The following is a 13,947-nucleotide window of genomic DNA, read 5'->3' as shown; positions in this document are numbered from 1 at the left end:
AAGACATGACGGATCGCAGGGCTCAACTCGCGGCGAACCTGGCACAGGTGGAGGAACGCATTGCTTCCGCCTGCGTCTCGGCCGGCCGCAAGCGGGAGGAAGTGACCCTCGTCGTGGTCACCAAGACCTACCCCGCGAGCGACGTGCGCATTCTGCACGAACTCGGTGTGCGGCAGGTCGCGGAGAATCGTGATCAGGACGCGGCGCCGAAAGCCGAGGCTTGTGCGGATCTGTCGCTCACATGGCACTTCGTCGGACAGTTGCAGACCAACAAAGTCCGGTCCGTGGCCGGTTATGCCGACGTGGTGCAGTCGGTGGACCGCGTGAAGCTGGTCACCGCACTCTCGGCCGCGGCCGTCCGGGGTGAGCGAGAGCTCGGCTGCCTCATCCAGGTCGCTCTCGACGCCGAGAGCGGTGAGCGAGGGGACCGGGGCGGGGTCGCGCCGGACGCGATCGAGGAGTTGGCGGCCGCGGTGGAAGCGGCGGAAGGGCTCAGGCTCGACGGCCTGATGACCGTCGCCCCGCTCGCCGGTCCCTACGCCGGCCGGCAACGGGCCGCGTTCGACCGCCTGATGGAATTCTCATCCCGCCTGCGCGGGAACCATCCGGCTGCGAACATGGTCTCTGCTGGGATGAGCGCGGACCTCGAGGACGCGGTGGCGGCCGGGGCGACACATGTACGCGTCGGTACGGCGGTACTCGGAGTCCGACCCCGGCTCGGGTAACGTCGCGAAGCAAGTCGGACCACAGCAGAAAATATGGTCATTCCCGCTTGAAGCGGGCAGGCCGGAGTGGATCTCGGGCACTTGGTGACACGAATGCCGATCCACCACAGAGCGGAGGACTCGGAGCATGGCCGGCGCGATGCGCAAGATGGCGGTCTACCTCGGCCTCGTGGAGGACGATGGGTACGACGGTCCGGGGTTCGACCCCGACGACGAATTCGAACCCGAGCCGGAGCCGGAGCGGGACCGGCGGCGGCACCAGCCCGCGCATCCTGTGGAGCGGGAACGGGACGAACCGGTGCGATCGGTACAGCCGCCCGCGCCGCGGGAACCGGTTCAGCTCCCGGCGGAAAGCGGACGACCCGCCCGAATCGCCCCCGTGGCATCCATCACACCTGACCGCCCGAACATGGAGAAGAACGCACCGGTGATCATGCCCAAGGTCGTGTCCGAGCGTGAGCCCTACAGGATCACCACGCTGCACCCCAGGACCTACAACGAGGCCCGTACCATCGGGGAACACTTCCGCGAAGGCACTCCGGTGATCATGAATCTCACGGAGATGGACGACACGGATGCGAAGCGACTTGTCGACTTTGCCGCAGGACTTGTCTTCGGTCTCCATGGCAGCATTGAGCGTGTGACGCAGAAGGTGTTCCTGTTGTCGCCTGCTAACGTCGATGTCACGGCGGAGGACAAGGCCCGCATCGCAGAGGGCGGGTTCTTCAACCAGAGCTGAGAACACCGGGAACAACCCGGCCGGGTGGCCGGGGCTACGAGAGCCAGGGGAGAGGGAAGCGCGGGACATGGGCATCGCACTGGATGTGGTCTATATCGCGCTGATGTGTTTCCTCATCGTGCTGATCTTCCGGCTGGTCATGGACTATGTCTTCCAGTTCGCACGTTCATGGCAGCCAGGCAAGGCGATGGTGGTCGTTCTCGAGGGCACTTACACTGTCACGGATCCACCGCTGAAGCTTCTGCGGCGGTTCATACCGCCGTTGCGTCTCGGGGGCGTGGCACTTGACCTGTCCTTCTTCGTTCTGATGATCATCGTCTACATTCTGCTCAACCTCCTGGGCAAACTTGCGAGCAGCGTGTGAACGATACGGTCTTGCCGACTGCCGACGACTACGTAGAGGTGAAGAAGAGATGCCGCTGACCCCCGAGGACGTGCGGAACAAGCAGTTCACGACCGTCCGCCTCCGAGAAGGCTATGACGAGGACGAGGTCGATGCCTTCCTCGACGAGGTCGAATCGGAACTGACCCGACTGCTCCGTGAGAACGAGGACCTGCGCGCCAAGCTGGCCGCGGCCACGCGTGCCGCCGCGCAGAACCAGCAGCAGCAGGGAATGCGGAAACCGCCGGAGCAGCAGGACCGGCCGGGGGCCCCGGTGCCCGCCGCCATATCTGGTCCGCCGGTACAGCAGCAGCAGCCCCCGCAGATGGGTCCCCCCCAGCTGCCCGGTGGAGCTCCGCAGCTGCCTGCCGGTCCCAGCGGCCATGGCCCCCAGGGTGGCCACGGTCCCGGTCCGCAGGGCCCGCACGGCCCCGGCCCGATGCAGGGCGGTCCCATGGGTGGCCCGATGGGCGGCCCCATGGGCGGTCACGCACCGCAGCAGCAGATGCAGCAGATGCAGCAGCAGCAGCAGATGCAGCAGCCCGGCCAGGGCGGTCCCGGTGGCGACAGCGCCGCCCGTGTCCTCTCCCTTGCTCAGCAGACCGCCGACCAGGCGATCGCGGAGGCCCGTTCCGAGGCCAACAAGATCGTCGGCGAGGCGCGCAGCCGTGCCGAGGGCCTCGAGCGTGACGCCCGTGCCAAGGCGGACGCCCTGGAGCGGGACGCGCAGGAGAAGCACCGCGTGGCGATGGGCTCGCTGGAGTCGGCCCGCGCGACGCTGGAGCGCAAGGTCGAGGACCTGCGTGGCTTCGAGCGCGAGTACCGGACCCGTCTGAAGTCCTACCTGGAGAGCCAGCTGCGTCAGCTGGAGACCCAGGCCGACGACTCGCTGGCTCCGCCGCGGACGCCCGCCGCCGCCTCGCTGCCGCCGTCGCCTTCGCTGGCTCCGGCCGGTGCGGGTGCGATGGGGCACACCATGGGTGGCAACCACGGTGGTCACGGCAACCAGCAGATGGGTGGCGGCAACCAGTCGATGGGCGGTGGCCCGTCGTACGGCGGCGGCCAGCAGCAGATGTCGCCCGCGATGACGCAGCCGATGGCACCGGTGCGGCCGCAGGCGCCGCAGCCGATGCAGCAGGCGCCGTCGCCGATGCGTGGGTTCCTGATCGACGAGGACGACAACTGAGCGGTTCGCGCTCGCTGAGCGCGTAGCCGTCGGCAGGCTGAGGGCCGGGCCCCGGGTTTTCCCGGGGCCCGGCCCTTTTGCGTGCCCTGTCCGCGGGTGGGCCGGCGGGCTGGGTGGGGTGGGCCGCTGCGGGGGGCTTGTCCCCCCTTCCCATGACCGGGGGCTCCGCCCCCGGACCCCCCGCTCCTCAATCGCCGGAGGGGCTGGGAGGTGTTCCCGAGGGGCGGGACGGGCGTCCCGGGTGGGGGCCGGGGGCTGGTTGCATCCCGGACAGGAGGAGGCGCCGGGGTGAGGCTTGGCCGGGGTTCGGCCTCCCCGGTGAGGGAGGGGGCCTGCTCCCCGGGGACCCGGGCTGGCATCTCCCCGGGGGCGAGCCCTGGCTGGGGTCCGGCTTTCCGGCAGGGGAGGGGCGGCTCCCCGGGGCCGGGCTGGGGGTCTCCTCGGGGGCGAGCCCTGGCTGGGGTCCGGCTTCCCAGCAGGGGAGGCCTCCGTCCCTGGAGCCCGGCCTGGGGCTCGGCCTTCCCGGGGGCTGGGAGCCGCAGGACCGGGTCCCGGTGCTGGGGGCGCCCCGGAAAGACGGAGCGGCCCGCCCATCCGGTCGGATGGGCGGGCCGCTCAGGCCGTGCGTGTCAGTGCTTGCGGAGGCGGAACGTGAGGGCGAGGCCCTCGTCCTCGAACGGGGTGCCGTACGTGTCGTCCGCCTCACCCTGCGCGTAGTCCAGGGCCAGGACCTCGTCCGCGATCAGCGTCGCGTGGGCGGTCAGGGCCTCGGCCGTCGCGGGGGACGCGGACGTCCAGCGGACCGCGATCCGGTCCGCCACGTCCAGGCCGCTGTTCTTGCGTGCCTCCTGGATCAGCCGGATCGCGTCACGGGCGAGTCCGGCGGCCCGCAGCTCCGGGGTGATCTCCAGGTCCAGGGCGACCGTCGCGCCCGAGTCGGACGCCACCGACCAGCCCTCGCGGGGGGTCTCCGTGATGATGACCTCGTCGGGGGCGAGGGTGATCTGCTCACCGTCGACCTCCACCGAGGCCGTGCCCTCGCGCAGAGCCAGGCTGAGCGCGGCGGCGTCGGCGTTCGCGACGGCCTTGGCCACCGCCTGGACGCCCTTGCCGAACCGCTTGCCCAGCGCGCGGAAGTTCGCCTTCGCCGTGGTGTCGACCAGTGAGCCGCCGACCTCCGAGAGCGAAGCCAGGGAGGAGACGTTCAGCTCCTCCGTGATCTGGGCGCGCAGCTCCGGTGTGAGCGACTCGAAGCCTGAGGCCGCGACCAGGGCGCGCGACAGCGGCTGCCGGGTCTTGACCCCCGACTCGGCACGCGTGGCGCGGCCGAGCTCCACCAGGCGGCGCACCAGCGCCATCTGCGAGGAGAGAGCGGGGTCGATCGCCGCCGGGTCCGCCTTGGGCCAGTCGGACAGGTGCACCGACTCCGGGGCGTCCGGGGTGACGGGGATGATCAGGTCCTGCCAGACCCGCTCCGTGATGAACGGCGTCAGCGGGGCCAGCAGCCGGGTGATCGTCTCCACGACCTCGTGCAGCGTGCGCAGCGCCGCCTTGTCGCCCTGCCAGAAGCGGCGGCGCGAGCGGCGGACGTACCAGTTGGACAGGTCGTCGACGAACGCCGAGAGCAGCTTGCCGGCGCGCTGGGTGTCGTAACCCTCCAGAGCCTTGGTGACCCCGTCCACCAGGGCGCCGAGCTCGCTCAGCAGCCAGCGGTCCAGGACCGTGCGGTCGGCGGGGGCCGGGTCGGCCGCCGACGGCGCCCAGTTCGACGTACGGGCGTACAGGGCCTGGAAGGCCACCGTGTTCCAGTACGTGAGGAGCGTCTTGCGGACGACCTCCTGGATCGTGCCGTGGCCCACCCGGCGCGCGGCCCAGGGGGAGCCGCCCGCCGCCATGAACCAGCGGACCGCGTCGGCGCCGTGCTGGTCCATCAGCGGGATCGGGTCGAGGGTGTTGCCCAGGTGCTTGGACATCTTCCGGCCGTCCTCGGCGAGGATGTGGCCCAGGCAGACCACGTTCTCGTAACTGGACTTGTCGAAGACGAGCGTGCCGACCGCCATCAGCGTGTAGAACCAGCCGCGGGTCTGGTCGATGGCCTCCGAGATGAACTGCGCCGGATAGCGGGACTCGAAGACCTCCTTGTTCTTGTACGGGTAGCCCCACTGCGCGAACGGCATCGAACCCGAGTCGTACCAGGCGTCGATGACCTCCGGGACGCGGTACGCCTCCAGCTGGCAGTTCTCGTGCGAGCAGGTGAACGTGATCTCGTCGACGAACGGCCGGTGCGGGTCCAGTCCCGACTGGTCGGCGCCGGTGAGCTCGGACAGCTCGGCGCGGGAGCCCACGCAGGTCAGGTGGTTGTCCTCGCAGCGCCAGATCGGCAGCGGGGTGCCCCAGTAGCGGTTACGCGACAGTGCCCAGTCGACGTTGTTGGTCAGCCAGTCGCCGAAGCGGCCGTTCTTGACCGAGTCCGGGAACCAGTTGGTCTTCTCGTTCTCCTGGAGCAGCCGGTCCTTGACCGCCGTCGTGCGGATGTACCAGGACGGCTGCGCGTAGTAGAGGAGGGCCGTGTGGCAGCGCCAGCAGTGCGGGTAGCTGTGCTCGTACGGGACGTGGCGGAAGAGCTTGCCGCGTGCGGCCAGGTCCTCGGTGAGAGCCTCGTCGGCCTTCTTGAAGAAGACGCCGCCGACCAGCGGGAGGTCCTCCTCGAAGGTGCCGTCGGGGCGGACCGGGTTGACGACCGGCAGGCCGTACGCGCGGCAGACGAGGAGGTCGTCGGCGCCGAAGGCGGGGGACTGGTGGACCAGACCCGTGCCGTCCTCGGTCGTGACGTACTCGGCGTTGACGACGTAGTGCGCCTCGCTCGGGAACTCGACGAGCTGGAACGGGCGTTCGTACGTCCAGCGCTCCATCTCGCGGCCGGTGAAGGTCTCACCGGTGAGCTCCCAGCCCTCGCCGAGCGCCTTCTCGACCAGCGGCCGGGCCACGACGAGCTTCTCCTCGCCGTTCGTCGCGACCACGTAGTCGACGTCGGGGTGGGCGGCGACGGCGGTGTTGGAGACCAGGGTCCACGGCGTGGTCGTCCAGACCAGCAGCGCGGCCTCGCCGGCCAGCGGGCCGGACGTGAGCGGGAAGCGTACGAAGACCGAGGGGTCGACGACCGTCTCGTAGCCCTGGGCCAGCTCGTGGTCCGAGAGGCCGGTGCCGCAGCGGGGGCACCAGGGGGCGACGCGGTGGTCCTGGACCAGCAGGTCCTTGTTGAAGATCTCCTTCAGCGACCACCACACGGAGTCGACGTACTCGGGGTCCATCGTGCGGTAGGCGTCGTCCAGGTCGACCCAGTAACCCATGCGGGTCGTGAGCTCGCTGAACGCGTCGGTGTGGCGGGTCACGGACTCACGGCACTTCGCGTTGAACTCGGCGATGCCGTAGGCCTCGATGTCCTTCTTGCCGTTGAAGCCCAGCTCCTTCTCCACCGCGAGCTCGACCGGCAGGCCATGGCAGTCCCAGCCGGCCTTGCGGCCGACGTGGTAGCCCTGCATGGTGCGGAAGCGCGGGAAGACGTCCTTGAAGACGCGGGCCTCGATGTGGTGGGCCCCGGGCATGCCGTTGGCCGTCGGGGGGCCCTCGTAGAAGACCCACTCGGGGCGGCCCTCGGACTGTTCGAGGCTCTTGTCGAAGACCTTGCTGTCGCGCCAGAAGTCGAGCACGGCGTGCTCGAGGGCGGGCAGGTCGACCTGGGCGGGTACCTGGCGGTACTGCGGCGATGTCATGTGCGGGCTTCCTCCGGCGGACGTCTTCCACTTCCGTCGGAGGGACGAGAGCCTGGTCAGCTCCCGCGGTACCACCCTCCTTGGCCCCGGGCATGCGCCTGTGGCCCCCTCATTGGGGTCGCGATGCCGGGTCTAGTCGCCCTGGGACGGCGGGCCGGGCCCACTGTCCAAAGCTTTCTTCCGGCGGCTCCGGGCTGATCTTCACGACGCGCTCGCCCCCGGGCTCCCACCGTCCCCGGGTCGCTCCTGGCTGCGTACGACGCTACTCGTCCCATCCATGCCTCTCGCTGCGGCCAGTGTACGGGCCCTCGCGGGCGACGGCCGACCGGTTTTCGACCGACAGGCACGTGGGAGGTGCTTGCACCCGAATGGCCAGTCGGGACGGACGGAGTCTCCGGAGGGCGTGCGAGGACGGATTACCGGGCGGGGAGCTGGGCACAACGGTTTCAGGCGCGCCACCGACCGGCAGGGGGAGGGGGCGAACCGGCGGCGTGCCCCGTTGCCGCGGAGCTGGGGTCGATTTATCGTCCCAGCACGATTCGCGTGCAAGATCACAATATGTGAAGGGGCCGCGGCCATGGTGGCGAAGAAGACCGCCGCATCGAGATCGGCGTCCGAGAGATCCACGGCTGCGGCTGCCGAGGAGAAGGCCGCCGGGAAGAGGACGGCGGACCATCCGCCGGCACCGGAACAGGCCGGTCAGGACCCGGCGCATCACGAGCCGGCGAAGAAGAGCACGGCGAGGAAGAGCACGGCGAAGAAGAGCACGGCGAAGAAGAGCGCAGCCAAGAAGGCGTCGAAGAAGGCCACGGGGGCGGCCCAGGCCGCCGAGCAGACAGGAGCCCACACGGTGGTAGCCAAGAAGAGCGCGGCCCGGACCACGGCTGTAGGAGAGGGCACCGCGACCGCGGTCCCCCCGGCCAGGGGCGGCGCCGCGACGGCGCCCGGAGACCTGGCGGTCAGGCCGGGGGAGGACCCCTGGACCCCCGAGGAGGTCGACGCGGCGCGGACCGAGCTGGCCGGCGAGGTCCTGCGGCTGCGCACCGAGCTGGAGGCGTCGGGCGCGGCGCTCGCCGGCCTGATGCGCGACTCGGGGGACGGAGCGGGGGACGACGACGCGGACACCGGCACGAAGAACATCACCAGGGAGCACGAGCTCTCCCTGGCGGCCCACGCCCAGGAGACCCTGGACCAGACCGAGCGGGCGCTCGCCAGGCTCGACGCGGGCACCTACGGGCTCTGCGAGGTCTGCGGCAAGCCGATCGGCAAGGCGCGGATGCAGGCCTTCCCCCGGGCCACGCTCTGCGTGGAGGACAAGCAGAAGCAGGAGCGGCGCGGCTAGGGGCCGCCGTCCGTCCGGGTCGGGGCCCGACCCGGACGGAAGACCTCAGGGACCTGGGCTGACCCGGACGAAGACCTCAAGGGCCGGGCCGACCCGACGGAAGACCTCAAGGGCGGTGGAAGCCGGTGAGGTCCGGGTCCTGACGCCCCTGATCCCCCGGGGGTGTCGTACCCTCGTCCTCAGTCAGGCACCTAGGTTGAGGGACTCACGTGGCAGAGGCGGAGCGCATCATCGGTACGCCGGATATCCCTGATGCCGAGGGGGCCGAGGGGGCTGAGCCCCAGCAGCCCGCCGGGGGCTCGACCCCGGCAGGGAGCGACGAGCCCGGCAGCGGCCGGGGCAGGAAGAAGATCCTGGTACTGCTCGGTGTGGCCGTCCTGGCCTACCTCCTGGACCTGGTCAGCAAGATGATCGTGGTCGCGAAGCTGGAGCACGAGGAGCCGATCGAGATCTTCGGCGACTGGCTGAAGCTCGACGCGATCCGTAACGCGGGCGCCGCCTTCGGGATCGGTGAGGCATTCACCGTGATCTTCACCGCCATCGCGGCCGTCGTGATCATCGTGATCGTCCGGCTCGCCCGCAAGCTCTACAGCCTGCCCTGGGCCATCGCCCTCGGCATGCTGCTCGGCGGAGCGCTCGGCAACCTCACCGACCGCATCTTCCGCGCGCCCGGGGTCTTCGAGGGCGCGGTGGTCGACTTCATCGCCCCCGCGCACTTCGCCGTCTTCAACCTCGCCGACTCGGCGATCGTCTGCGGCGGAATCCTCATCGTGATCCTTTCCTTCAAGGGCCTGGACCCCGACGGCACCGTGCACAAGGACTAGCGGGCGCAAGGCATACTCGACTGGTGAGTACGTATCCCGAGGTCCGCACCCTGCCCGTACCCGACGGCCTGGAGGGCGAGCGTGTCGACGCCGCCATCTCCCGGATGTTCGGGTTCTCCCGCACCAAGGCCGCCGAGCTGGCCGCTGCCGGGAAGGTCCAGGTGGACGGCGCGGTGGCCGGGAAGTCCGAGCGGGTGCACGGCGGTGCCTGGCTGGAAGTGGAGATGCCCCAGGCACCCGCTCCGGTCCAGGTCGTCGCCGAGCCCGTCGAGGGCATGGAGATCGTCCATGACGACGACGACATAGTCGTCATCATGAAGCCGGTCGGCGTCGCCGCCCACCCCAGCCCCGGCTGGACCGGCACCACCGTCATCGGCGGCCTCGCCGCGGCCGGCTACCGCATCTCGACGTCGGGCGCCGCCGAGCGCCAGGGCATCGTGCACCGGCTGGACGTCGGCACCTCCGGCCTGATGGTCGTGGCCAAGTCCGAGCGGGCGTACACCCTGCTCAAGGCGCAGTTCCGCGACCGGGTCGTCGAGAAGAAGTACCACGCCCTCGTGCAGGGCCACCCCGACCCGATGAGCGGCACCATCGACGCCCCCATCGGCCGTCACCCGCAGCACGACTACAAGTGGGCCGTCACCGCCGAGGGCAAGCCCTCCGTGACGCACTACGACCTCATCGAGGCCTACCGCGCGGCCAGCCTGCTCGACATCAAGCTGGAGACCGGGCGCACGCACCAGATCCGCGTGCACATGTCCGCGCACCGCCACCCCTGCGTCGGCGACCTGACCTACGGCGCCGACCCCACGCTGGCCAAGCGCCTCGGCCTGACCCGGCAGTGGCTGCACGCGGTCCGGCTCGGCTTCGAGCACCCGGCCGACGGCGGCTGGGTCGAATTCGAGAGCGTCTACCCGGACGACCTGCGCCACGCCCTCGACACGATCGCCGCGGAGAGCGAATGAACCCCGGGCCGGCCCCGTACAGCACCCGAAGGGCCCTCGGCGAGAGCGACCTCGCGGCGTGCTTCCAGGTCCGCAAGGACGTCTTCGTCGGCGAGCAGCAGGTCCCCGAGGAGATCGAGTACGACGCCCATGACGCCACCGCGGTGCACGTCATCGCCGTAGCCGCGGACGGCTCCGCGCTCGGCACCGGACGGCTGCTGCACGGTCAGGACGCGGCGGACAGGACCGGCGGCGACCTGACCGTGGGTTCGCTCGGCCGGCTCGCCGTGACCCGCGAGGCCCGTGGACTGGGCGTCGGGGCCGCTCTGGTCCGCGCCATAGAGGAGCAGGCCCGCACGCTCGGCCTGGCCGCCGTGGACCTGCACGCCCAGACGCACGCGCTCGGCTTCTACGAGCGGCTCGGCTACGCGGCCTACGGGCCGGAGTTCCCGGACGCAGGGATCCCGCACCGGGCCATGCGCCGCGCGCTCTGACCCGCGCGGCCCGCAGGGGGCTGCCGCAGGTCCGAGGGGTGCGCGTGACAGGCTGGGAGCTCTGACCGGCTGATCAACACGGGCCCGGAGGCCCGCGCGCGCTGCGGAAGGCACAACGTGGACCAGATGGCGCTCCTGCTCCTGCTCCTGCTCGGAGCGGTGGTCACGGTGCCGCTCGGGGAGCGCCTGCGTCTCCCGGCACCGATCCTGATGACCCTCGCCGGGATCGTCATGGCCTTCGCCAGTTTCGTGCCCGACGTGGACATCCCGCCGGAGTTCATCCTCCCCGCCCTCCTGCCGCCGTTGCTCTACGCCTCCGTACAGCGCACCTCCTGGCGGCAGTTCGCGGCCAACCGACGGCCGATCTTCCTGCTGGCCGTCGCCCTCGTCTTCGTCACCACGGCGGCCGTCGCGGCCGTCGCGAACGCGCTGGTCCCCGGTCTGCCGATCGCCGCCGCCGTGGCCCTGGGGGCGCTCGTCGCCCCGCCCGATCCGGTCGCGGCGACGGCCGTGGCCGGCTCGGTCGGGCTGCCGCGCCGGCTCGTGTCGATCCTGGAGGGCGAGGGGCTGTTCAACGACGTCACGGCCATCGTCCTCTACCACGTGGCGATCGCCGCCGCCGTCAGCGGCACCTTCTCGCTGCCGGCCGCGTTCGGCCTGCTCATCCTCTCCGCCGTCGTCGCCGTGGTGGTCGGCCTGGTGCTCGGCTGGCTCACCATCAAACTGATGGGTTACCTGGGGGACACCACCCTCCAGGTCGGCCTGACCCTCCTCGTGCCCTTCGTCAGTTACGTACTCGCCGAGGAGCTGATGGGCTCGGGCGTGCTCGCCGTCCTCACCACCGCGCTCTTCCTCGCCGAGCACACCGCGGACGCCGACGACGTCCTCGGGCGGCTCACCGGCCGGTCCTTCTGGGAGATCGTCGACACCCTCATCACGGGCGTCGCCTTCGGCCTGATCGGCCTCGAACTGCACAACGTCTTCGGCACCGCCGACGGACACGAACTGCGCCTGCTGGGCTGGGGCCTCGCCGTCGCCGCGGTCGTCATCGGCGTCCGGCTCCTCTGGCTGCTGCCCGCCGCCTGGCTCGCCAAGCGGCTGCACACCCGGCGTGACGTCAGCGAGGAGATCCCCACCGGCGTGCGCGAGACCGTCATCATGTGGTGGGCGGGGATGCGGGGAGTCGCCTCCGTCGCGCTGGCGCTGGCGATCCCGCTGGAGACGGACGACGGAAAGCCCTTCCCAGGCCGGGACGAGATCGTCTTCATCGCCTTCGTCGTCATCATGGTGACCCTCGTCCTCCAGGGCCTGACGCTGCCGTGGCTCGTGCGCAAGCTCGGCGTCCGGGCGGACACCGAGGCCGAGCAGGCACTGGAGCGCGACCTCGCGATCCGGGCGGCCAAGGCGGCCAAGACCCGCCTCAAGGAGGTCCAGGACACCGAGGGACTCCCCGAGGAGGTCCTCGAGCGGCTGCAGCGCGCCGCGTACGACATCGGGGCGCGGATCAGCCCGGACATGGTCGACGAGGAGCGGCGCGAGGCGTACGCGCAGCGCGCCGAGCGCTTCAGGGAGGTCGCCCGGATCCAGCGCGAGATGATGTCCGCCGCCCGTCACGCGGTGCTCGCCGCGCGCAGCGAGCCCGGATCGGACCCCGAGGTGGTGGACCGGGTGCTGCGCTACCTGGACGTACGCAGCCTGCGCTGACCGACCCACCCACCCGCAGGGGACCGCTCAGCCGCGTCCTGTGCGGGGCGCCTTGCCCGGGGTCGGCACATGCCCGTTGGACGGCGTCAGGTCGGTGTCCGCACCCGTCAGCTCCCGCCAGTGGTCCCCCGGCGGCAGCGCCGCCGGCGACGTCACGACCCGGGGCAGCGCGTACGGGTGGTTGTCCCGGAGCCAGCCGATCATCTGCTCCCGCACCGCGCAGCGCACCGTCCAGATGTCGTCCGCGTCCTTCGCGGTGACCACCGCCCGCACCTCGATCGTGGTCGGGGTGGTGTCCGTGACGGCCAGGGACCAGTCGCGGCCGTCCCAGGCGGCGCACTCACCGAGGATCTCGCGCAGCCGGTCACGCATCGCCGCGACCGGGGCCGAGTGGTCGAGCTGGAAGAAGACGGTGCCGGTCATCTGCACGCCGCCGCGCGACCAGTTCTCGAAAGGGTTGCTCGTGAAGTAGGACACGGGCATCGTGAACCGCCGCTCGTCCCAGGTCCGCACGGTGAGGAAGGTCAGGGTGATCTCCTCCACCGTGCCCCATTCCCCGTCGACCACCACGGTGTCACCGAGCCGCACCATGTCGCCGAAGGCGATCTGGAACCCGGCGAAGAGGTTGCCGAGCGTCGACTGGGCCGCGACACCGGCGACGATGCCGAGCACACCGGCCGAGGCCAGCATCGAGGTGCCGACGGACTGCATCGCGGGGAAGGTGAGCAGCATCGCCGCGACCGCGACCGTCGCCACCACCGCGGTGACCACACGCTGGATCAGCGTGACCTGGGTCCGGACCCGGCGCACACGCGCGGGGTCGCGGGTCGAGGTCGCGTAACGGGCGTACGAGGACTGGACGATCGTGGCGGCGACGCGGATCACCAGCCAGGCCGACGCCCCGATCAGCACCAGGGTGAGGACCTGCCCGATCGCTTCCCGGTTGTCCCGCACGACGTCGATCCGGAGCTGGTCGAAGCTGGCCCTCAGCAGCGCCGTGCAGAGCACCACCTGCATGGGTGGACGGCAGAGCCGCAGCAGGCCCCAGAGAGGGGTCTCGTGATGACGGCTGTCGGCGCGGCGCAGCAGCAGATCGACCAGCCACCCCACCAGCAGGGTGATCAGCAGCGACCCGCCCAGCACGAGCACCGGCCGCAGTACGTTCTCCATTCCGTCGTCCTCCAAGAGTCGGGGCAGGCCTGGCACCATGGACCGCATGAACATCATGCTTTTCCACTCGATCTACGGTCTGAGGCCGGCCGTGCACGCTTCCGCCGAGCGGCTGCGCGCAGCAGGGCACGAGGTGCGCGTGCCCGATCTCTTCGAGGGGCACACCTTCGAAACGGTCGAGGACGGAATGGCCTTCAAGGAACAGGTGGGCAAGGAGGAGCTGCTCAAGCGGGCCGTCCTGGCCGCAGCGCCCTACTCCGACCAGGGCCTCGTGTACGCGGGATTCTCGTTCGGGGCGTCCGTGGCGCAGACCCTCTCGCTCGGCGACGCCAAGGCCCGCGGCCTGCTCCTGCTCCACGGCACGTCGGACATCGCCGAGAACGCCTCGGTGGACGAGCTGCCCGTACAGCTGCACGTCGCCGACCCCGACGTGTTCGAGTCGCCGGACTGGCTGAACAGCTGGTACCTCCAGATGCAGCGGACCGGGGCCGACGTCGAGATCTACCGCTATCCCGGGGCCGGGCACCTCTACACCGACCCCGATCTGCCCGACTTCGACCAGGACGCCGCCGACCTGACCTGGAAGGTGGCGCTCGGCTTCCTCGCCACGCTGTAGTCACGCGGCGGGGCCGCGCACCGGGGTGCGCGGCCCCGCCCGGGCCTC

Annotated in this window: 12 protein-coding genes; 10 read left to right on the top strand and 2 right to left on the bottom strand. The window is 70.7% G+C overall.

What is annotated here, in order from left to right; translation table 11 throughout:
* Positions 1–5 precede the first annotated feature (5 nt).
* The 4 genes from OG379_RS10670 to OG379_RS10655 all read left to right on the top strand — a co-directional run bounded on the left by OG379_RS10670 (position 6) and on the right by OG379_RS10655 (position 3,032).
* A complete protein-coding gene (locus OG379_RS10670; protein ID WP_405661523.1) occupies positions 6–725 on the top strand; it encodes a YggS family pyridoxal phosphate-dependent enzyme in 720 nt (239 codons plus the stop codon).
* Between the two features lie 127 nt (positions 726–852).
* Positions 853–1,464 carry a cell division protein SepF gene (locus OG379_RS10665; protein WP_031098945.1) on the top strand — a complete coding sequence of 204 codons (612 nt, stop codon included), beginning with the start codon at positions 853–855 and terminating at the stop codon, positions 1,462–1,464.
* A gap of 67 nt (positions 1,465–1,531) precedes the next feature.
* Positions 1,532–1,828, top strand: coding sequence for a YggT family protein (locus OG379_RS10660; protein ID WP_393755630.1), 297 nt, complete (start codon positions 1,532–1,534; stop codon positions 1,826–1,828).
* Between the two features lie 49 nt (positions 1,829–1,877).
* On the top strand, positions 1,878–3,032 hold the full coding sequence (locus tag OG379_RS10655) for a DivIVA domain-containing protein (RefSeq protein WP_356716597.1): 1,155 nt from the start codon (positions 1,878–1,880) through the stop codon (positions 3,030–3,032).
* A 629-nt stretch (positions 3,033–3,661) separates the two neighbouring features.
* On the opposite strand, the gene ileS is transcribed toward OG379_RS10655, so the two are convergent.
* Positions 3,662–6,805 (bottom strand): isoleucine--tRNA ligase, encoded by a 3,144-nt coding sequence (gene ileS / locus OG379_RS10650; protein WP_405661519.1) that lies wholly within the window; start codon positions 6,803–6,805, stop codon positions 3,662–3,664.
* Between the two features lie 577 nt (positions 6,806–7,382).
* On the opposite strand from ileS, the gene OG379_RS10645 reads away from it, so the two are divergent.
* The 5 genes from OG379_RS10645 (at position 7,383) to OG379_RS10625 (ending at position 12,113) form a co-directional block, all read left to right on the top strand.
* The gene (locus OG379_RS10645; RefSeq protein WP_405661517.1) at positions 7,383–8,147 is read left to right on the top strand and encodes a TraR/DksA family transcriptional regulator; all 765 of its coding nucleotides are present in this window, start codon (positions 7,383–7,385) and stop codon (positions 8,145–8,147) included.
* Positions 8,148–8,356: 209 nt separating this feature from the next.
* Positions 8,357–8,971: a signal peptidase II gene (lspA, locus tag OG379_RS10640; protein ID WP_405661515.1), complete on the top strand. Its 615-nt coding sequence runs from the start codon at positions 8,357–8,359 to the stop codon at positions 8,969–8,971.
* A 23-nt stretch (positions 8,972–8,994) separates the two neighbouring features.
* The gene (locus OG379_RS10635) at positions 8,995–9,936 is read left to right on the top strand and encodes an RluA family pseudouridine synthase (RefSeq protein ID WP_362930420.1); all 942 of its coding nucleotides are present in this window, start codon (positions 8,995–8,997) and stop codon (positions 9,934–9,936) included.
* Positions 9,933–10,409 (top strand): GNAT family N-acetyltransferase, encoded by a 477-nt coding sequence (locus OG379_RS10630; RefSeq protein WP_393755618.1) that lies wholly within the window; start codon positions 9,933–9,935, stop codon positions 10,407–10,409. Before OG379_RS10635 ends, OG379_RS10630 begins: the two co-directional genes overlap by 4 nt.
* A gap of 117 nt (positions 10,410–10,526) precedes the next feature.
* Positions 10,527–12,113 (top strand): Na+/H+ antiporter, encoded by a 1,587-nt coding sequence (locus OG379_RS10625; protein WP_405661512.1) that lies wholly within the window; start codon positions 10,527–10,529, stop codon positions 12,111–12,113.
* 27 nt (positions 12,114–12,140) lie between these two features.
* On the opposite strand, the gene OG379_RS10620 is transcribed toward OG379_RS10625, so the two are convergent.
* Positions 12,141–13,283: a mechanosensitive ion channel family protein gene (locus OG379_RS10620; protein ID WP_405661510.1), complete on the bottom strand. Its 1,143-nt coding sequence runs from the start codon at positions 13,281–13,283 to the stop codon at positions 12,141–12,143.
* Positions 13,284–13,320: 37 nt separating this feature from the next.
* On the opposite strand from OG379_RS10620, the gene OG379_RS10615 reads away from it, so the two are divergent.
* On the top strand, positions 13,321–13,899 hold the full coding sequence (locus tag OG379_RS10615) for a dienelactone hydrolase family protein (RefSeq protein WP_362930412.1): 579 nt from the start codon (positions 13,321–13,323) through the stop codon (positions 13,897–13,899).
* Positions 13,900–13,947 lie beyond the last annotated feature (48 nt).

Origin of the sequence: Streptomyces sp. NBC_01166, from assembly GCF_045039765.1 — a bacterium.
GTDB lineage: Bacteria > Actinomycetota > Actinomycetes > Streptomycetales > Streptomycetaceae > Streptomyces.
This window is presented reverse-complemented; position numbering and strand designations above follow the sequence as displayed.

What these genes read in the sequence shown, in the direction of transcription:
- OG379_RS10670 (WP_405661523.1), top strand. Translation starts at nt 6, where the DNA reads ATGACGGATCGCAGGGCTCAACTCGCGGCGAACCTGGCACAGGTGGAG.
- OG379_RS10665 (WP_031098945.1), top strand. Translation starts at nt 853, where the DNA reads ATGGCCGGCGCGATGCGCAAGATGGCGGTCTACCTCGGCCTCGTGGAG.
- OG379_RS10660 (WP_393755630.1), top strand. Translation starts at nt 1,532, where the DNA reads ATGGGCATCGCACTGGATGTGGTCTATATCGCGCTGATGTGTTTCCTC.
- OG379_RS10655 (WP_356716597.1), top strand. Translation starts at nt 1,878, where the DNA reads ATGCCGCTGACCCCCGAGGACGTGCGGAACAAGCAGTTCACGACCGTC.
- ileS (WP_405661519.1), bottom strand. Translation starts at nt 6,805, where the DNA reads ATGACATCGCCGCAGTACCGCCAGGTACCCGCCCAGGTCGACCTGCCC.
- OG379_RS10645 (WP_405661517.1), top strand. Translation starts at nt 7,383, where the DNA reads ATGGTGGCGAAGAAGACCGCCGCATCGAGATCGGCGTCCGAGAGATCC.
- OG379_RS10630 (WP_393755618.1), top strand. Translation starts at nt 9,933, where the DNA reads ATGAACCCCGGGCCGGCCCCGTACAGCACCCGAAGGGCCCTCGGCGAG.
- OG379_RS10620 (WP_405661510.1), bottom strand. Translation starts at nt 13,283, where the DNA reads ATGGAGAACGTACTGCGGCCGGTGCTCGTGCTGGGCGGGTCGCTGCTG.
- OG379_RS10615 (WP_362930412.1), top strand. Translation starts at nt 13,321, where the DNA reads ATGGACCGCATGAACATCATGCTTTTCCACTCGATCTACGGTCTGAGG.